The 18543-nt window shown below is 72.5% G+C and carries 14 protein-coding genes; 10 read left to right on the forward strand and 4 right to left on the reverse strand.

What is annotated here, in order from left to right; all coding sequences use genetic code 11:
- The first annotated feature begins 12 nt into the window (after positions 1–12).
- From AB0B68_RS18600 to AB0B68_RS18610, 3 genes are all read left to right on the forward strand, one after another.
- On the forward strand, positions 13–1017 hold the full coding sequence (locus AB0B68_RS18600; RefSeq protein WP_357261341.1) for a methionine synthase: 1005 nt from the start codon (positions 13–15) through the stop codon (positions 1015–1017).
- 36 nt (positions 1018–1053) lie between these two features.
- The gene (locus AB0B68_RS18605) at positions 1054–1419 is read left to right on the forward strand and encodes a VOC family protein (protein ID WP_357199553.1); all 366 of its coding nucleotides are present in this window, start codon (positions 1054–1056) and stop codon (positions 1417–1419) included.
- Positions 1420–1641: 222 nt separating this feature from the next.
- Complete coding sequence (locus AB0B68_RS18610; protein ID WP_357261344.1) at positions 1642–2652, forward strand: ADP-ribosylglycohydrolase family protein; 1011 nt, start codon at positions 1642–1644, stop codon at positions 2650–2652.
- Positions 2653–3003: 351 nt separating this feature from the next.
- Here AB0B68_RS18610 and AB0B68_RS18615 read toward each other — a convergent pair whose 3' ends face one another.
- On the reverse strand, positions 3004–3540 hold the full coding sequence (locus AB0B68_RS18615) for a type II toxin-antitoxin system PemK/MazF family toxin (protein WP_357261347.1): 537 nt from the start codon (positions 3538–3540) through the stop codon (positions 3004–3006).
- A gap of 65 nt (positions 3541–3605) precedes the next feature.
- Here AB0B68_RS18615 and AB0B68_RS18620 point away from each other — a divergent pair, with 65 nt between their 5' ends.
- From AB0B68_RS18620 to gatA, 5 genes are all read left to right on the forward strand, one after another.
- Positions 3606–3869: a hypothetical protein gene (locus tag AB0B68_RS18620; protein ID WP_357261350.1), complete on the forward strand. Its 264-nt coding sequence runs from the start codon at positions 3606–3608 to the stop codon at positions 3867–3869.
- A gap of 108 nt (positions 3870–3977) precedes the next feature.
- Positions 3978–6113 (forward strand): NAD-dependent DNA ligase LigA, encoded by a 2136-nt coding sequence (gene ligA, locus AB0B68_RS18625; RefSeq protein ID WP_357199560.1) that lies wholly within the window; start codon positions 3978–3980, stop codon positions 6111–6113.
- A 157-nt stretch (positions 6114–6270) separates the two neighbouring features.
- On the forward strand, positions 6271–8931 hold the full coding sequence (locus tag AB0B68_RS18630; protein WP_357261353.1) for a bifunctional diguanylate cyclase/phosphodiesterase: 2661 nt from the start codon (positions 6271–6273) through the stop codon (positions 8929–8931).
- A gap of 145 nt (positions 8932–9076) precedes the next feature.
- Entirely contained in the window at positions 9077–9382 is a 306-nt protein-coding gene (gene gatC / locus AB0B68_RS18635; RefSeq protein WP_354889995.1) for an Asp-tRNA(Asn)/Glu-tRNA(Gln) amidotransferase subunit GatC, read from the forward strand.
- Complete coding sequence (gene gatA, locus AB0B68_RS18640) at positions 9379–10854, forward strand: Asp-tRNA(Asn)/Glu-tRNA(Gln) amidotransferase subunit GatA (RefSeq protein ID WP_357199567.1); 1476 nt, start codon at positions 9379–9381, stop codon at positions 10852–10854. Before gatC ends, gatA begins: the two co-directional genes overlap by 4 nt.
- A gap of 37 nt (positions 10855–10891) precedes the next feature.
- On the opposite strand, the gene AB0B68_RS18645 is transcribed toward gatA, so the two are convergent.
- Positions 10892–11419, reverse strand: coding sequence for a hypothetical protein (locus AB0B68_RS18645; protein ID WP_357261356.1), 528 nt, complete (start codon positions 11417–11419; stop codon positions 10892–10894).
- A 195-nt stretch (positions 11420–11614) separates the two neighbouring features.
- Here AB0B68_RS18645 and gatB point away from each other — a divergent pair, with 195 nt between their 5' ends.
- Together gatB and AB0B68_RS18655 are read left to right on the forward strand one after the other, a co-directional pair.
- Positions 11615–13114 carry an Asp-tRNA(Asn)/Glu-tRNA(Gln) amidotransferase subunit GatB gene (gatB, locus tag AB0B68_RS18650; protein WP_145785165.1) on the forward strand — a complete coding sequence of 500 codons (1500 nt, stop codon included), beginning with the start codon at positions 11615–11617 and terminating at the stop codon, positions 13112–13114.
- A gap of 122 nt (positions 13115–13236) precedes the next feature.
- Positions 13237–15594 carry a pyruvate dehydrogenase gene (locus AB0B68_RS18655; protein WP_357261359.1) on the forward strand — a complete coding sequence of 786 codons (2358 nt, stop codon included), beginning with the start codon at positions 13237–13239 and terminating at the stop codon, positions 15592–15594.
- A 33-nt stretch (positions 15595–15627) separates the two neighbouring features.
- Here AB0B68_RS18655 and AB0B68_RS18660 read toward each other — a convergent pair whose 3' ends face one another.
- On the reverse strand, positions 15628–17238 hold the full coding sequence (locus AB0B68_RS18660; protein ID WP_357261362.1) for a metallophosphoesterase: 1611 nt from the start codon (positions 17236–17238) through the stop codon (positions 15628–15630).
- A 60-nt stretch (positions 17239–17298) separates the two neighbouring features.
- The gene (locus tag AB0B68_RS18665) at positions 17299–18471 is read right to left on the reverse strand and encodes a PQQ-dependent sugar dehydrogenase (RefSeq protein ID WP_357261365.1); all 1173 of its coding nucleotides are present in this window, start codon (positions 18469–18471) and stop codon (positions 17299–17301) included.
- Positions 18472–18543 lie beyond the last annotated feature (72 nt).

The raw sequence follows: 18543 nt of genomic DNA on the forward strand, positions 1-18543 counted from the left end.
TAGCCTTCGCCCGTGACAGATCAGGCGTGGCCCTGGCCGGCCGGCGCGGCAACCGGAATCGGCTCGCTGCCCGGCACCGACATCGGCGAGGCTCAGCGGGTGGTCCTCGGTGAGCTTCCCGAGCTGCCCCACTTGCCCGAGTTGCCGGCCCGTGGCCCCGGAGCGGACATCATCGGCCGGTCCGCCGGACTGCTCGTCGAGCTGCCGGTCGAGGTGTACGCGGGGCGGTGGCGGGTCGCCCCACGCCCGGGCCGCGACCTGCGCCGGGCCCGCGACCTGATGGAACGCGACCTGGACCAGCTCGCCGAGCAGGCCGAGGGGTACGCCGGGCCGATGAAGGTGCAGGCCGCCGGCCCGCTCACGCTGGCCGCCTCGCTGGAGTTGCCGATCGGTGGTCGACTGTTGCGCGATCCCGGCGCGGTCCGCGACCTGACCGGCTCCCTCGCCGAAGGGCTTCGCGCGCACGTCGCGGCGGTCGCCCGCCGGTTGCCCCAGGCGTCGGTCCTGCTGCAACTGGACGAGCCGTCACTGCCGACGGTGCTGGCCGGGCGGGTGCCGACCGAGAGCGGGTTCGGCGCGTACCGGGCGGTCGACTCGGTGGACGCCGCCGCCCTGCTGCGCACTGTCGTCGAGGCGGTCGGCGTGCCGACGCTGGTGCACTGCTGCGCCCCGGACGTACCACTGGAGCTGATCCGCTCCGCCGGCGCCGTCGCGGTAGCCCTCGACCTGGACCTGGTCACCAAGCTCGACCCGCTGGGCGAGGCGATCGACGCCGGCCTCGGGTTGCTGGCCGGGGCCGCACCGACCCGGCTGCCGTCGGCCGGTGGCGTGCCGAACTCCGCGCAGATCGCCGAGCGGGTACGCCAGGTCTGGGACCGCCTCGGCTTCCCTCGTCGCCAACTGGCCCAACAGGTGGTGGTCACCCCGGCCTGCGGCCTCGCCGGTGCCACCCCGGAGTACGCGCGGGCGGTGCTCGCCGCGTGCCGGGACGCCGGCCGGCGCCTCGCCGAGGACTGAGGTTTCCTGTCGTACCCGGTGGGCAGGATGACGGTCATGATTGGACAGCTGCGTTCAGTGGTGATCGACTGCCCGGATCCGCGGGCGTTGGCGGCGTTCTACGCCGAATTGCTCGGCGTACCGTTCGACGAGGGCGACTCCGATGACGACTGGGTGGTGCTGGGCGGCCCGCCCGGTCACCAGCCGCGCCTCGCCTTCCAACGGGCGCTCAACCTGCGCCCACCGGTCTGGCCGGATCCCGAGCGCCCACAGCAGTTCCACCTCGATGTGACGGTGGACGACATCGAGGCCGCCGAGAAGGCTGCGCTCGCGCTGGGCGCGCGGCGGCTGCCAGGTGAGGGTGAGGGCTTCCGCGTCTACGCCGACCCGGCCGGCCACCCGTTCTGCCTCTGCTGGGACTAGGGCCTGTGTCAAAGTCCTCGGTCGAGCCGAGGTGGAGTCCAGGCGGCGGTCCGGCAAGGCGGAGATTCGTTCGGATACCGGTGTTGTATCCGGGCGGAGCTCCAACGCGGCCGGTCGTCGCCTGGGCCCGCCGCAGGCCGGCCAGGGGCTTTGACACAGACCCTATGGCGATGGTTTCGGAAGAGCTGGCCGGACCGGCATGGGTTGCGGCGGCCGGGCATCATGGCCGCCGTGATCCACACCTCTGCGCTTCGCGCCTCCGGTTCGCTCTTCGGCCTCGCCTACGGTGACGCGCTGGGCAAGCCGACCGAGTTCCGTACCGTCGCCGAGATCGAGCGCCGGTACGGCCCGACCGGTCCACGCGAGCTGGTCGGCGAGCCCGCACTGGTCACCGACGACACCCAGATGGCCCTGGCGGTGGGTTGGGCGCTGCACGAGGCGCCGTCGTTCACGCCGGAGGCGGTCGAGCCACTGCTGCGGCGACGCTTCCTGGCCTGGGCGGTCAGCCCGGACAACAACCGTGCCCCGGGCATGACCTGCCTGCGCGCCTGCGCCGAGCTGAGCCGTGAGGTGCGCTGGCAGGAGGCCACCGTGAGCGGGTCGAAGGGCTGCGGGGCCAACATGCGGGTCACCCCGGTCGGGTTGCTCGACGTGGACCTCGACACGCTCGCCGGGTTGGCCCAGTTGCAGGCCGGGCTGACCCACGGCCATCCGACCGGGCTGGCCGCCAGCGAACTCACCGCTTATGCGGTCTTCGTGCTGCGCGCGGGCGCCACCCTGCCTGAGGTGCCCGCGCTGCTCACCGAGCGGGCGCTCGCCCAACGCGGGATCTACCGCGAGCGGTGGCTGGGCGACCTCTGGCAGCGCCCGGGGGTCGGCTCGCCGGAGGAGTTCATCGCGCGAGGCTGGGACGAGTGCCTGGCGGTGCTGGGCCGACTGACAGACACATTGGCGCAGCCGGACGACGGTGGTGACCCGTGCCAGGCCACCGGGGAGGGCTGGGTGGCCGAGGAGGCGCTGGCCACCGCGCTGCTCTGCGCCGTACGGCACGCCGACGACCCGGTCTCGGCGCTGGCCCGGGGCGCGACCACCGCCGGCGACTCCGACTCGATCGCCGCCCTGGCCGGCGCGTTCGTGGGCGCGGCCGCCGGCATGACCGCCTGGCCGCGGGAATGGGTCAACCGCATCGAGTACGCGGACCAGCTCGCCACACTAGGCGCGACCTGGGACTGATCCGGCCCGGCCTGCCCCGACCGGCGCGGCCGGCGTGGTCTGCCCCGACCGGCGCGGCCGGCGTGGTCTGCCCCGACCGGCGCGGCCGGCGTGTGTTCTGCCCCGACTGACCCGGCCGGCGTGGTGTGCCCCGACCGGCGCGGCTGGGGGCGGTCTGCCCCGACTGCCGCGGCCGGCGTGGTCTGCCCCGGCCCGCACGGCCGACCCCCGCTCATGATCAACTCGGGTTCCTGTAAACCGTGGCATCCGAGAGCTCGGGACACCGCGACTTTCAGGAACCCGAGTCGATCATGGCTGGCGGGCGGGCATGACGGCGGTCGAGGGTGGTCGACGGGCGGCCACGCGGGGTGATTAGGAGGTGGGGAGGTGGCGCAGGCTGCGGACCTTCCGCCACAGGTCGGCGTCGCAGCGGCCGGCGTGGTCGGCGAAGGCGGCCGAGTTGAGTCGGATCGGCTCGGTGAGGCTGAGGTAACTGTCGTGCTCTGCGCCCGGGTCCCAGTCCCGGGTCGGAATCCGGACGTGGTCGTCCCGGTCGCTCTTGTCCTGGCTGGTGATCTTCAGGACGTCGGCGCCCCGGGAGTCGGCACGCAGGACCAGGCACGGGCGCACCTTCGATCCGGTGCCGTCGGCGTACGGCACGTCGGCCCACCAGATCTCGCCGGCCGCCGGGGCGTCGCCATGCCGGTCCGTGTCGCGCGAGCGGGGTTTGGTGGAGGGCCGTTCGGCGCCACGGGGGCGCGGCGGGGTGGAACGACGGCCACCGGCGTCGCCCCGATCCGGCCGGGTGCCCGGACGCCGGTTGGCCACCCGGTGCCGCCAACTGTTCCACGCCCAGCCGGCGGTTACGGCCAGCAGGATCGCCACCGCCCAGAGCAGTGCCTCGCGCATCCGTACCTCCGTGTTGCGGCGACCCGCCGGTCGCACCGTCCGGCGATCCTTGCACGCCGCCGCCCGTGCCGCCCGCCAACCACACCGCCGCCGCCCCGCCACCGTGCCGCCCGCCAGCCCACACCGCGGCCGCCGCGCCGCCCGCCAACCACACCGCCGCCGCGCTGCCCGCCAACCCACACCGCCACCGCCCGCCGCCCGCCAACCACACCGCCGCCGCCCCGCACGCACGCCTCGACGACGCCACGCCGGCCGCCACTCGGTGGGTCGGTAGCTGGAACGGCCGGCCGACGGCTACCGAGCGTCACGGGATCACCGGACGCGGCTGAGGGCAGGGTCGCTTCGGGCGCGGGTGGGCGGCGGATTGTCCCACCGGCCCGATACGGTGCCGGAGTAGCGTGATCAGGGAGGTCGCAGGCGTGTCCGAAGGTGGCGGTGTGTCCGAGGAGCAGATCGGTCAGCAGGTCAGCCCGGCGCAGGAGGCGGCGGCCGGGGCTGAGCCGACGCCGCAGGCCCGGGAACGGCATGCCGCGCTCAGTCAGGAGTTGACCGAGCACCAGTACCGCTACTACGTGCTGGACACGCCGACCATCCCCGACGCCGATTTCGACAGGCAGTTGCGCGAGCTGGAGGCACTGGAGGAGGAGTTCCCGGCGCTGCGGACGCCCGATTCGCCGACCCAGCGGGTGGGTGGCACGTTCTCCACCGACTTCACCCCGGTCACCCATGCCGAACGGATGCTCTCGCTCGACAACGCCTTCGCCGACGAAGAGTTGGCAGCCTGGGCCGAGCGGGTCGAACGGGACGCGGGCGGTCCGGTGCCCTACCTGTGCGAGCTGAAGGTCGACGGGCTGGCGATCAACCTGACCTACGAGAACGGCCGTCTGGTCCGGGCCGCCACCCGGGGCGACGGGCGCACCGGTGAGGACGTCACGGCAAACGTGCGCAGCATTCGGGACGTGCCCAGCCAGCTCGTCCCGTCCGCCGAATTCCCGGACGTCCCCGAGTTGGTGGAGGTCCGCGGCGAGATCTACTTCCCGATCGCGGCGTTCGCCGATCTCAACGCGGGTCTGGTGGAGCAGGGCAGGGCGCCCTTCGCCAACCCCCGCAACGCCGCAGCCGGCAGCCTGCGACAGAAGGATCCACGGGTCACCGCCACCCGGCCGTTGCGCCTGGTGGTGCACGGCATCGGCGCCCGTCGTGGGTTCCAGCCCACGGCGCAGTCCGAGTCGTACGCGGCACTCAGGTCGTGGGGGTTGCCGACCAGCGACCGGTGGCGGGTCGTCCCGGATCTGGCCGGCGTGGCGGAGTTCATCGCCTACTACGCCGAGCACCGGCACGACGTCGAGCACGAGATCGACGGCGTGGTGGTCAAGGTCGATCCGGTCTCCATCCAGGGCCGGCTCGGGTCGACCAGTCGTGCCCCCCGCTGGGCGATCGCCTTCAAGTACCCGCCGGAGGAGGTCACCACCAAGTTGCTCGACATCGACGTCAACGTGGGGCGCACCGGCCGGGTCACCCCGTTCGCCGTGCTCGAGCCGGTGCGGGTGGCCGGTTCCACGGTCGCGCTCGCGACCCTGCACAACGCCCGCGAGGTGGAGCGCAAGGGGGTGCTGATCGGCGACACGGTGGTGCTGCGCAAGGCTGGCGACGTGATCCCCGAGGTGCTCGGCCCGGTGGTGGACCTGCGGCCCGCCGACGCCCGGCCGTTCGTCATGCCGACCAGTTGCCCGGCCTGCGGCACTCCGCTCGCGCCCTCGAAGGAGGGCGACGTGGACATCCGTTGCCCCAACACCCGCAGCTGCCCGGCGCAGTTGCGGGAGCGGGTGTTCCACCTCGCCGGTCGGGGTGGCTTCGACATCGAGGTGCTCGGCTACAAGGGCGCCGCCGCCCTGCTCGACGCGGAGATCATCAGCGACGAGGGCGACCTCTTCCACCTCGACGCCGAGCAACTGTCCCGGTCGCCGTTCTTCGTCAACAAGGACGGCAGCCTGGGCACCAACGCCACCAAGTTGCTGGACAATCTCGCGGTCGCCCGGGAACGGGACCTCTGGCGGGTGCTGGTGGCGCTCTCCATCCGGCACGTCGGCCCGACCGCTGCCCAGGCGCTCGCCCGGCACTTCCGCTCGATGGACGCCATCGACGCGGCCACCGAGGAGGAGCTGTCCTCCGTCGACGGCGTCGGGCCGACCATCGCCGCCAGCATCCGGGAATGGTTCGCTGTGGACTGGCACCGCGAGGTCGTCCGCAAGTGGGCCGAGGCCGGCGTACGGATGGCGGAGGAGGCCGTCGACGAGGGGCCGCGCCCGCTGGAGGGGTTGACTGTGGTGGTGACCGGCACCCTCGCCGGCTATTCGCGCGACCAGGCCGCCGAGGCCGTGCAGAGCCGGGGCGGCAAGGTCAGCGGGTCGGTCTCCAAGAAGACGGGCTTCGTGGTGGTGGGGGACAACCCCGGGTCGAAGGCCGACAAGGCCGTCAGTCTCAAGGTGCCGGTGCTCGACGAGGACGGGTTCCGGCTTCTGCTGGAAGCGGGCCCGGACGCCGCGCGCGAGGTCGCTCAGCTGGGGGAGTGACCCGGCCGGTCGCTGGGCACGGCGACTGGCCGCGTATACCAACTTAATTACGACTACGACCGATTCGTGACTGTCATACCGGGAAACTGGGGGCCGAGGGCGTTTCATTGGGTCACGGCGCGCGCACCGGCACGCCGATGGTCGGTCAGGAGGTGTGGTGGAGGTCGCCGACCCACGCAACTCGCTTCCTGCGGGACGGGTCGCACCGTTCGCCGCCTTCGTCGCCGGCATCCTGGCGGTCGCCGCGCTGACCGCCGCCGTTCCACTCGCGACGCTCCCCGACGAGTTGCCCGACCTGCCGGTGGCGTTCTGGACGATGGCCGCGCTCGCTGTGGTCTGCGACGCGCGCCCGTTCGTGCCACCGGGGCGCCGGCAGACGTCGGCGGTGTTCCCGTCCACCTGCTTCACCTTCGCGATCCTGCTCGGCTGGGGTCTCGGCCCGGCGGTGGTGGTGCAGGCGGTGGGCGTGGTCGTCTCGGGTTGGCGGATGCGGCACGCCGCGTGGCGTACGGCCTTCAACGTCGGCCAGTACGTGTGTGCCCTCGCCGCCGCGTACGGGGTGATCCAGCTCGGCTCGGGCACCATCTTCTCCGGCGGGCGCTTGCACTGGACCGACGTGGCCGCCGTCGGCGGTGCCGCGTTGGCCTGGTTCGTCGTCAACTACGGGTTGGTCAGCTGGGCGGTGCGGCTGCGTTTCGGGGACCGGTGGTGGCCCACCCTCCGCCAGGGCCTCGGCTTCGAGTTGCTCTCCACCGGCTCGCTGCTGCTGCTCGCCCCGGTGCTGGTCGCGGCGGCGCGGGTCAGCGCCGCGCTGATCCCGCTGGTGCTGGTGCCGCTCTTCGCCGTCTACCGGATGGCGCGGTTGACCAACGAACAGCAGCACCTCGCCGCCGCTGACCCGCTGACCGGTCTGCCCAACCGCAAGGCGCTGCTGGCCGAGGTCGCCGAGCAGCTGCACCTGCACGCCGAGCGGACCGCACGCGGCGAACCCGACGGGCAGCTCGCGCTCCTGCTGATCGACCTGGACCGTTTCAAGAACGTCAACGACGCCCTCGGCCACGCCGTGGGCGACCGGCTGCTGGTCGAGGTGAGCGCCCGGCTGACCGACATGCAGCCCCGACCACAGATGATCGCCCGGCTCGGCGGTGACGAGTTCGCGATCGTGATGACCGGGCTGACCGACGTCGCTCAGGCGCGGGAGTTGGCCGACCGGGTGGTCCAGGCGCTGGCCGAGCCGGTGCCGCTCGACGGGCTGCCGTTGGACGTGGGCGGGTCGATCGGAATCGCCCTCTTCCCTGAGCACGGCGAGGACTTCGCCACCCTGATGCGCCACGCCGACGTGGCGATGTACGACGCCAAGCACCGCAACGACACGGTGGCCGTGTACGCCCCGGAGTCCGACCACAACTCCGCCGAGCGACTCGGCCTCCTCGCCGACCTGCGGCGCGTACTGGAAGCCAGCCCGTCGACCGAGTTGCCTGCGGAGGTCGAAGCGGCAGCAGAGGAAGAGGACGCGCAGCCGGAGGGCAGAGGCCGGCACAGCGGGCCGAGTGACGCCGAGCGGACTGCCGACGTACCCCTTGTCGCGTCGGCGGAGGTTCGCGGCGGTGACGGGGCGGCGCTGCCCACCGGCGCGCCGGCCGAGGGCGCGCTGCCCGCCGCGGCGTCGGACCGGTCCGCGCCAGCGGCGGACCCGGCGTCGGCGGTCGCCACAGCACGGCCGGGAGCTGCCCGGTGGTGGGCTCGCCGTCGGCACACCGACGCCGACCTGGTGCACTCCGATGAGCTGATCAACCGGATCGCCACCGGAGCCGACCCGATCCGGGGCCGCAACGCCCGTGCCACTGTCGCCGGCACCCGTTCCGGCTCGGCCCGGGAGCGGCGCGCCGGGGGCGGGATCGGCCGGCGGTCCCCGAACGGGAGCGCGCTGGGCAGGGGTCGCACCGGGGCGCGGCGGGACGTCGGCCCGGGTAAACCCGGGCAGCCGCTCGAACCGACCGGGTGGGCACACGCGGACGAGGAGCCGGCCGACGACGCCGGGGAAATCACCATGTACTACCAGCCGCAGATCGCCATCGCGACCGGCGAGGTGGTCGGCGTCGAGGCGCTGCTGCGGTGGCGGCACCCCCGTCGGGGCATGGTCGACCCGGAGGAACTGATCCGGGTGGCCGAGCAGAGCGCCGTGATGCGACTGCTCACCCGTCGTGTCGTCGACGACGTGGTGGAGCAGCTCGCCAAGTGGTCGGCGGCCGGCATCGGCCTGCGTGCGGCGCTGAACGTGAGCGTCCGTGACCTGCACACCGGCGAGATCGCCGACCAGATCGCCGACCGGCTGGCCCGCTACGGGGTGCCGGCCGAGCGGCTCCAGGTCGAGATCACCGAGGGCGCGTTGATGGCCGACCCGCGTCGGGTGCTGGCCACCATCTCCCGGCTGCACCGGATCGGGGTGGCCATCGCGCTCGACGATTTCGGCACCGGCTACTCCTCGCTCCAGCACCTGCGCCGGTTGCCGCTGTCCGAGGTGAAGGTGGACAGGTCGTTCGTCCTCGGTATGGCCGACGACACCGACGACGCGGCGATCGTCCGGTCGATGATCGAGCTGGCCGGCGCGCTGGGGCTGCGCGTGGTGGCCGAGGGTGTCGAGGACGAACGGACCTGGCGGATGCTGCACGCCGCCGGCTGCGACGCCGCGCAGGGCTGGTTCTACGCCCGGCCGATGCCGGCCGAGGAGTTGGTCACCTGGCTGACCCGGTACCGGCCGGTCCGGCCGACCGGCGGGCACCCGCAGCCGGATGCCGCTCGCCGCCCCACCCGTTGACCCGGCGCGAGGGCCGCTGGAGGGGGAGTCGGGGACGCGGCACCGGAGCGGAACAATAGACTCGCTCCGGTCACCGCGTGTCACGCTCCACCTGTCGCGCGGCCGGCACATCGCCCGACCAGCAGGAATTCAGAAGGGGGCACGGATGGCCGCCATCTCCCGCGAGGAGGTCGCGCACCTGGCGCGCCTGTCGCGGCTCGCCGTCACCGAGGAGGAGCTGGACACGTTCGCCGGCCAGCTCGACGTGATCCTCCAGGCGGTCGCCCAGGTCGGCGAGGTCGCCGCCGCGGACATCCCGCCGACCTCGCACTCGGTGCCGCTGACGAACGTCTTCCGCGAGGACGTCGTCACGCCGTGCCTGACCCCGGAGGAAGCGCTGTCGGGCGCGCCCGACGCCGAGGACCAGCGGTTCCGCGTACCGCGGATCCTGACCGAGGATGTGGCCTCATGAGCGATCTCATTGGTATGACCGCGACGGAGATCGCGGCCCTGATCGCTGGGGGCGAGACGTCCGCAGTCGAGGTGACCCAGGCGCACCTGGATCGGATCGCCGCGGTCGACGACCGGGTGCACGCCTTCCTGCACGTCGATACCGAGGGCGCGCTCGCCGCTGCCCGCGCGGTGGACGAGCGCCGGGCCGCCGGCGAGGAGTTGGGCCCGCTCGCGGGTGTGCCGGTCGCGGTCAAGGACGTGCTCGCCACCCGGGGCATTCCGACCACAGTGGGGTCGAAGATCCTGGAGGGCTGGCGCCCGCCGTACGACGCGACGATCGTGCAGCGGCTGCGGGAGGCCGGCACGGTGATGCTCGGCAAGACCAACATGGACGAGTTCGCGATGGGCTCGTCCACCGAATACTCGGCGTACGGCCCGACGCACAACCCGTGGGACCTGAGCCGGATCCCCGGTGGTTCGGGTGGTGGCAGCGCTGCCGCGTTGGCCGCGTACGAGGCGCCGCTGGCGATCGGCTCGGACACCGGCGGCTCGATCCGTCAGCCCGGCGCGGTCACCGGCACCGTGGGCGCGAAGCCCACCTATGGCGGCACGTCCCGGTACGGGCTGGTGGCCTTCTCCTCGTCGCTGGACACTCCGGGCCCGTGTGCCCGCAACGTGCTCGACGCGGCCCTCCTGCACCAGGTGATCGGCGGGCACGACCCGCGTGACTCCACCTCGATCCCGCAGCCGGTGCCGGACGTGGTGGCGGCGGCGAAGCTCGGCGCTACGGGTGACCTGACCGGTGTGCGGCTGGGCATCGTGAGCGAGTTCGTGGGCGAGGGTGCCGAGCCGGGCGTGATGGCCGCGTTCCGTGAGTCGGTGGACGCGCTGACCAAGATGGGTGCCGAGGTCGTCGAGGTGTCCTGCCCGACGTTCGCGTACGCCCTGCCGGCGTACTACCTGATCGCCCCGAGCGAGTGTTCCTCCAACCTGGCCCGGTTCGACGGTGTCCGGTTCGGCCTGCGGGTCGGCGACGACGGCAACCGGTCGCTGGAGGAGGTCATGTCGCTGACCCGCGAGGCCGGCTTCGGCCCGGAGGTCAAGCGCCGCATCATGATCGGCACGTACGCGCTGTCGTCGGGTTACTACGACGCGTACTACGGGCAGGCGCAGAAGGTTCGGACGCTGATCACCCGGGACTTCACTGCCGCGTTCGAGCGGGTCGACGCGCTGATCTCGCCGACCACCCCGTCGGTGGCGTTCCCGATGGGTGCGCGGACCGCCGACCCGTACCAGATGTACCTGGCCGACCTTTACACGATTCCGACGAACCTGTACGGCGGGCCGGGCATCTCGGTGCCGTGTGGGCTCTCCGAGGGGCTGCCGGTCGGTCTGCAGGTGATGGCCCCGACGATGGCCGACGACCGGATGTACCGGGTCGCCGCCGCGTTGGAGTCGGCGATCGGCACGTTCACCCCGCCGGCGCTGTAGGAAACGAACGGGGCCGAGGCGGGTCGGGACGGGCGGTTCACGCCGGTCCGTGACCCGCCTCGGCTGTTTCGGCGGTTGGCGGACCGGCGAGATAGCGGCGGGCCCGTTGGGTGGTGCGCCAGTGCTGGTAGAGCACCACCGCCCAGACCACCGCGCCCAGCCCGGCTGTCCGACGGGTGGACGTGCGGTCGGTGCTGATGGCGTGCAGCACCTGCAACGCCATGACCACACCGAGGGCCCAGGGCACCCACCGTCGACGTACCTGCTGCTCAGCCTCCTTGCGGGCCAGCGCGTCGACCTGTGGGTCGCTGGTCGACCCATCGCGCAGTGCCGCCTTCACCCGCCGCCGGCTGGCCGGGTCGGTGCCGTCGGACACAGAAGAGTTCTTCGTCATCCATGCGTTGATCAGCAGGATGACGGCGACGCCCAGCGTCGCAGTCACCAGGAGGAGCAGCAGCCGGATCAGCGGGTCGCCGGCATCCCGTTTCCCGTCGGCGATCAGCAGCCCGACGGCGAACGTGGCGGGGACGGTCGCCGCCAACAGCACCACCGCAGCCTTGGTCATCCGCCGGCTTGAGCGCCGCCGGGCCTCCATGACTGGCCGGGCCCGCACTCCTGGCTCTCTCCCCGTATTCGTCATCGCCGTTCCCTACCCCGCCGCCGACGACGCCACGCGCCCCCGACGAAACCCGCCCGAGGATTGATCGGACAACCCCATTAGGCTGGACACGTTCTGTCCGGATCGCGCCTGGAGCGTCTCATGACCACGACACTGCCCGCGTACGACGAGGTCGTTGCGCGCTTCGAACCGGTGATCGGCCTGGAGACCCACGTCGAGCTGGGCACGAACACCAAGATGTGGTGCGGTTGCCCGACCGACTTCGGCGGCGAGCCGAACACCCGGGTCTGCCCGGTGTGCCTGGGCCTGCCCGGGTCGCTGCCGGTGGCCAACAAGGCGGCCATCGAGGCGATCATCCGGATCGGCCTGGCGTTGAACTGCTCGATCGCCGAGTGGTGCCGGTTCGCCCGGAAGAACTACTTCTACCCGGACATGCCGAAGAACTTCCAGATCAGCCAGTACGACGAGCCAATCTGTGTCGACGGTTACCTGGACGTCGAGGTGGGCGGCGAGACGGTGCGGATCGAGATCGAGCGGGTGCACCTCGAGGAGGACACCGGCAAGACGCTGCACGTCGGCGGCGCCACCGGCCGCATCCACGGGGCGACGGAGTCGCTCGTCGACTACAACCGGGCCGGCATCCCGCTGGTCGAGATCGTCACCAAGCCGATCACGGGCACGGGTGCGCTCGCCCCCGAGGTGGCCAAGGCGTACGTCGCCGAGCTGCGGGACGTGATCCGCACCCTGGGCGTCTCCGACGTGCGGATGGAGGAGGGTTCGCTGCGGTGCGACGTGAACACCTCGCTCAACCTGCCGGGCGCGGAGTGGGGCACCCGTACCGAGACGAAGAACGTCAACTCGCTGCGGTCGGTGGAGCGGGCGGTCCGCTCGGAGATGCTGCGGCAGGCGTCGGTGCTGGACGCGGGCGGCCGGATCACCCAGGAGACGCGCCACTTCCACGAGGACACCGGTGACACCACCCCGGGTCGCTCGAAGGAGACGGCCACCGACTACCGGTACTTCCCCGAGCCGGATCTGGTGCCGATCGCCCCGGACCCGGCCTGGGTCGCCGAGCTGAAGGCCGCTCTGCCGGAGCTGCCCCGGGTGCACCGGCGTCGGCTTCAGGAGCAGTGGGGCCTTTCCGACCTGGACATGCAGTCGGTGTTGAACGCTGGCGCGGTCGAGCTGATCGAGGCCACCGTGGCCGCCGGCACCACCCCGGCGGCGGCCCGCAAGTGGTGGCTGGGTGAGCTGTCCCGCCGGGCCAACGAGAGCGGTGTGGAGCTGGCCGAGATCGGTGCCACCCCCGCCCAGGTCGCCGAGCTTCAGGGTCTGGTCGACGCCGGCAAGCTGAACGACAAGATGGCCCGCACGGTGCTGGAGGGCGTGGTCGACGGTGAGGGTTCGCCCACCGAGATCATGACCAGCCGGGGACTGGAGGTCGTGTCGGACACCGGCGCGCTCACCGCCGCCGTTGACGAGGCGATCGCCGCGAACCCCGGCATCGCCGACAAGATCCGCAGCGGCAAGGTCGCGGCGGTCGGCGCGCTGGTCGGCGCGGTCATGAAGACCACCCGTGGTCAGGCCGACGCGAAGACGCTGCGTGAGCTGATCCTGGAGCGCCTCGGCGTCCAGGGCTGAGACCCGCCCGGAGAAGGCCGCTGCCGTGACCCGGCGGCGGCCTTCCGCCACCCCCTGCCGACTGAGCGGCCACCCCGCACCCCTCGCGAGGGCGTCAACGGCGACGCCTGGATGGAGCCACAGTGACCCAGCATGACCTCGATGTCCTCGACGAGATCCAGCGGCGGGTGCTCTGGCTCGCCACCCGGATCGTGGACGCCGCCAATCATGACCGGGCCACCGGCGACGGTGTGAAGGTCGGCGGCCATCAGGCGTCCAGCGCCTCGCTGGTCACGGCGATGACAGCGCTCTGGTTCGCGCACCTGGACGCCGAGGACCGGGTCGCCGTGAAGCCGCACGCGTCTCCGGTGTTCCACGCCATCCAGTACCTGCTCGGCAACCTGGACCGCTCCTACCTGCCCCGGCTGCGGGCCCGCGGCGGCCTCCAGTCGTACCCGTCGCGCACCAAGGACCCGGACGCTGTGGACTTCTCCACCGGTTCGGTCGGCTTGGGCGCTGCCGCGCCGCTCTTCGCCGCCGCCACCCGGCGGTACGTCGACGCGCACTTCGGGGCCCGCCCGCACTCCCGGTTCGTGGCGCTGATCGGCGACGCCGAGCTGGACGAGGGAAACATCTGGGAGGCGGTGGCCGACCCGGCGACCACCGGGCTGGGCAACGTCATGTGGCTCGTCGACTTCAACAGGCAGTCGCTGGACCGGGTGGTCCCCGGCATCCGGATCAACCAGTGGCGGGGCCAGTTCGAGGCGGCCGGCTGGCACGTCGTGGAGGTCAAGTACGGCCGGAAGCTCGCCGAGGCGTACGCCCGGCCGGGCGGTGAGGCGCTGCGCGACTGGATCGACGCGATGCCCAACGAGCAGTACCAGTCGCTGTTCGGGCTGGTCGGGCCGGCCCTGCGCAAGCAGTTCCTGGACGGCGCGCCGGCCGGGATCGCCGAGCTGATCGCCGGCATCGACGACGAGGACCTCGGCCCGCTCGTCACCGACCTGGGCGGGCACGACCTTCAGGCGATGCTCGACGCGTACGCCCAGTGCGACGCGGTCACCGACCGGCCCAGCGTCGTCTTCGCGTACACGGTGAAGGGTTGGGGGTTGCCCATCGCCGGCAACCCGCGCAACCATTCCGCGCTGCTCAGCTCGGAGCAGGTCGACACGCTGCGCGCCGCGCAGGGGTTGACCACCGAGACCGAGTGGGACCGCCTCGACCCGGCGTCACCCGCCGGGATCCAGGCCGGCGCCCGCCGGGAGGCGCTGTCCCGTGCGCCGCGCGAGCGTGCGCTGGGGGTCACCGTCCCGGAAAGCACAGGAGTACGCGCAACCAAGCCGATCTCCACCCAGGAGGTCTTCGGTCGGGTGCTGGTGGACCTGGCGCGCGACCGGGAGGTGGGCCGCTACCTGGTCACCACAGCCCCGGACGTGGCCACCTCCACCAACCTGGCCGGGTTCATCAACAAGACCGGGGTGTTCGCCCCCACCGAGCAGCGTTCCTGGACCGAGGACCGGATGCTGCGCTGGACGGAGAGCCCCGCTGGGCAGCACATCGAGCTGGGCATCTCGGAGATGAACCTGTTCCTGCTGCTCGGTCAGCTCGGGCTGTCCTGGGACCTGTCCGGGCAGCCGCTGCTACCGGTGGGCACCGTCTACGACCCGTTCGTGCTGCGCGGCCTGGACGCGTTCCTGTACGGCACGTACTCCGGCTCGCGGTTCGTGGTGGCCGGCACCCCGTCCGGCATCACCCTCGCCCCGGAGGGCGGCGCCCACCAGTCCACGATCACCGCGTCGGTCGGCCTGGAACTGCCCGGGGTGACCTTCATCGAGCCGGCGTACGCGGCCACCCTCGATTGGCTGCTCTGCGACGCGCTCGGTCAGATCGCCGGTGGGTCGGCACCGGCCGCCACCGCCGCACCCGCCGAGGACGGCGCGTACTACTTCCGGTTGAGCACCCGACCGCTGGACCAGGCGCCGTTCGAGGCGGCCCGGGCGCGGCTCGGCGACGCGGTGCTGCGCAGGCAGGTCGTCGCCGGGGCGTACCGGCTGGTCGACGCGCACCAGGCGTACCCGCACCTGGTCGACGCCCCGGTGGTGCAGCTGGCCGCCTCCGGCGCGGTGCTGCCCGAGGTGCTGGCCGCCGCCGCGGAGCTGGCCGACGAGGGCGTCGCCGCGCACGTGGTGGACGTGACCTCGCTGGACCGGCTCTACCGGGCCTGGCAGCGCACCCTTCGCCAGGGCGTGCGGACGGCCACGGTGCCCAGCGTGCCGGGCGCGTTGCGGTCCGCGTTCGCCGATCGGGTGCCGGTGGTGTCGGTGCACGACGCCGCGTCGCACGCGATGGCCTGGCTCGGTTCGGCGGTCGGCGCACCGGCGGTGCCACTCGGTGTGGACGAGTTCGGCCAGTCCGGCAGCGTCTCCGAGCTGTACGAACTGCACGACCTGCTGCCCGGCAGCATCGTCAACGCCGCCCTGGCCGCCATCGCCCTGCGCTGACCCGCCGGCCCGCTGGCGGACGTCGGCGTGGGCTCAGCCGGTCGGGGTGGGCGCGGGTGTGGCGGGGACGCCGCCGCTCAGCGTAGGTGTGGGCGTGGGTGTGGCGGGGACGCCGGCGGTCGGGTTCTCCACCAGGCGTCGTTCCAGGTTGACCTGGGCCTGCCCGGTGCCGCCGACGGTGATGGTGTCGTACGCCTGGAGCAGCTTCTGCTGGTCGAAGTAGAGCACGCTCATCGACAGCGGGGTGGGCTTCTCGCCCTCCAGGCCACGCAGCCCGGCACCGCCGGTGGAGCCCTCCACCATCAGCGTGGTGGGCTGCTGCCCGGGCGCCTGCGGCAGCTCGGAGACCTGCCGGGAGTGGGTGTGCCCGGCCAGCACCAACGGGCACGTGCCGGCGAGCGGCCCGGCCGACGCCGGGTCGTGCACCAGCGCGATGTTGACCGGTCGCGGTGAGCTGCGGACCGTCGCGGCGAGCTGGTTGCCCGCCCCGATCACCTGGTCGGCCACCTGCTGGGTCAACCCGCTGCCAGCCGGGGAGGTGTTCTTGTCCGGGGTGAAGCGCGGGTCGCCGATGCCGGCGATGGTCAGCCCGGCGACAGTCGTCGTCGTGTTGTTCAGCACGATGGCGTTCGGCTGACGGGCCACCGCGGCGGCGGTCTTGCCGGAGTCGTGGTTGCCCCGGATGAAGACGTACGGCTTCTTCAACAGGCCGATCGAGGCCACGAAGGAGGCTTCCGGTTCGCTGCCCCAGTCGGTGATGTCCCCGGTGTCGATCACCACGTCGATGCCGAACTGCTCCACTACCGTCCGGATCAGCTGCCAGCCGGTCGGGTTGAGGTGCATGTCGGAGACGTGCAGCACCCGGGTGGTGCCCGGGGTCGGCTCCAACAGCGGAAGCGCCGACACAGTCGTGTAGAGCTGGCTGACGTTGCCGACCAGGCGCTGCAACTGCTCCGCGTACTTGGTGTAGTCGTTGGCGATCCGGCGGGCGTCACCGACGATGGCCGGCGCGTTGACCAGCAGCCCCTCGTAGCGCGGTTCCTCGATGGCCTGCGGGCGAAGGGTGGCCGCCGCCGTGCCGAGGCTGCTGGCGGTGACCAGCAGCGCCAACCCTCCCGCCCAGGCGGTCCGCCGGACGTCGCGGAAGATCAGCCCGGCCAGGATCAACGTGACGAGCACCGACGCGCCGAGGGTACGCAGACCGAGGCGCATCACCCCGGAGCGGACGTCCTCCACCGCGCTCTGGCTGGCCCGGCTGATGCTGGCGGGGTCGTCGATCAGCGCCTCGGTGCGCCCCTGGTCGAGGGCCCCCAGCCGGACGGTGAGATGGGTCGGCCCGTCGTGGCTGTCGAGCAGCAGCGCGCCGAGCGGCGGGATGTCGACGGTGGTGCCGCCGTCCCGGGCGGGGGAGATGCTGAGATTGGCCCGGAACGGGCCGATGTCGGTGCTCACCTGGCCACCGGCCAGCACCCCGAGCACCGCCCCGGCCAGGGCCACGGCGAGGACGGCGACGATCAGCCCGAGGCGGCGCAGCGGGCCGGCCGCTCCGACCCACCAACCGGTCCGGCGCGGCCGATCGTCGCCGATCACCGGGTCGTCCCGGTCATCGGCGTCGTCCTGCCGCTCGTCGCGTTGCCCGTCCATGCTGAGAGTCTGACCTGCCCGTCGGAAGATCTTGGCAAACCTGAACGGATGGTGACGCAATCAGCTGCGTCCGCCGTCACCACCCGCGAAGACCACCCGCAGGAGCCGGTCGTCGTCGCCCGCCGGGTCGCCCCGGCCGTCGTGGTTGGAGGTGCTCACCCAGAGCGACCCGTCCGGTGCCGCGGCCACCGCACGCAGCCGACCGTAGCGGTTGGTGAGCAGCTCACTGGGCTTTCCGAGCAGGGTGCCGGTGTCGGTCACCTCCATCACCCAGAGGCGCTTGCCGCGCAGACAGCCGGTGACCAGCAGCCGGTCCGTGGCGGCCAGACCGGAGCAGGACGCGTCCGACGTCGCCCACTGCACGATCGGGTCGGTGAACCGCTTGTCGCCGGCCTGGCCCTCGACCTCCGGCCAGCCGTAGTTGCCGCCCTTGGTGATCTGGTTGATCTCGTCCCAGGTGTTCTGGCCGAACTCGACGGCGTACATCCGCTTCGCGGCGTCCCAGGCGAAACCCTGGACGTTGCGGTGCCCCAGGGACCAGACCGGGGAGTTGGGGTACGGGTTGCCGGCGGCGGGCTTGCCGTCCGGGGTGATTCGCAGGATCTTGCCGCCGAGGCTCTTCACGTCCTGCGAGAGGGGGCGCTGGCCGGCGTCACCGGTGCTGACGTAGAGCTGCTTGTCCGGGCCGAAGCCGAGCCCTCCGCCGTTGTGCACATTGGCTTTGGGGATGCCGGTGAGGATCGGGGTGGGCTGCCCGCCGAGTTGCAGTCGGGCGACCCGGTTGTCCCGTTCGGCGGTGTAGTAGACGAACACCGTCCGGTCCCGGGCGTAGTCGGGGGAGACGGCGATGCCGAGCAGGCCACCCTCGCCCGCCGCGGCCACGTCGGGGATCGTCTGCACCGGGCGGACCCGCAGCCCGTCCGGCCCGGACTCGGGCCCGACCTGGAGGATCCGGCCGTTGTCCCGTTCGGTGACCAGCGCGCCGCCGTCCGGGAGGAAGGCGATCGCCCACGGCACCCGCAGCCCCTTGGCGAGCACCGTCGCGACCGCCTGCTGGCCGGCGCCACCGGGGCCCGCCGACGCGGACGGGGTGGGCAGGTTGGGCGGTTCGCCGGCCGGGTCGGGCTCCGGCTCACCGAAACTGCAACCGGCGGTGAACAGCAGCGCCGCGCAGGACGCCGCGAGGGCCACCCGGAGGCGGCGGATGCGAGGGTACGGGGGACGGGCGCTCACCCGGCCCAGGGTAGCCCGCCGCGCGACCCGGCCGGGCCCGTCGAGATGCAACGGATGCCGATGGACCCGCCC

The sequence above is a fragment of the Micromonospora sp. NPDC049049 genome (assembly GCF_040649115.1).
In the GTDB taxonomy this organism is placed as follows: domain Bacteria; phylum Actinomycetota; class Actinomycetes; order Mycobacteriales; family Micromonosporaceae; genus Micromonospora.

Bases quoted from the DNA above. Each gene is read 5' to 3' on its own strand.
- gatA (WP_357199567.1), top strand. From the start codon at position 9,379: ATGAGCGATCTCATTGGTATGACCGCGACGGAGATCGCGGCCCTGATC.
- gatC (WP_354889995.1), top strand. From the start codon at position 9,077: ATGGCCGCCATCTCCCGCGAGGAGGTCGCGCACCTGGCGCGCCTGTCG.
- gatB (WP_145785165.1), top strand. From the start codon at position 11,615: ATGACCACGACACTGCCCGCGTACGACGAGGTCGTTGCGCGCTTCGAA.
- AB0B68_RS18645 (WP_357261356.1), bottom strand. From the start codon at position 11,419: ATGACCAAGGCTGCGGTGGTGCTGTTGGCGGCGACCGTCCCCGCCACG.
- AB0B68_RS18615 (WP_357261347.1), bottom strand. From the start codon at position 3,540: ATGCGCGAGGCACTGCTCTGGGCGGTGGCGATCCTGCTGGCCGTAACC.
- AB0B68_RS18610 (WP_357261344.1), top strand. From the start codon at position 1,642: ATGGCCGCCGTGATCCACACCTCTGCGCTTCGCGCCTCCGGTTCGCTC.
- AB0B68_RS18660 (WP_357261362.1), bottom strand. From the start codon at position 17,238: ATGGACGGGCAACGCGACGAGCGGCAGGACGACGCCGATGACCGGGAC.
- AB0B68_RS18605 (WP_357199553.1), top strand. From the start codon at position 1,054: ATGATTGGACAGCTGCGTTCAGTGGTGATCGACTGCCCGGATCCGCGG.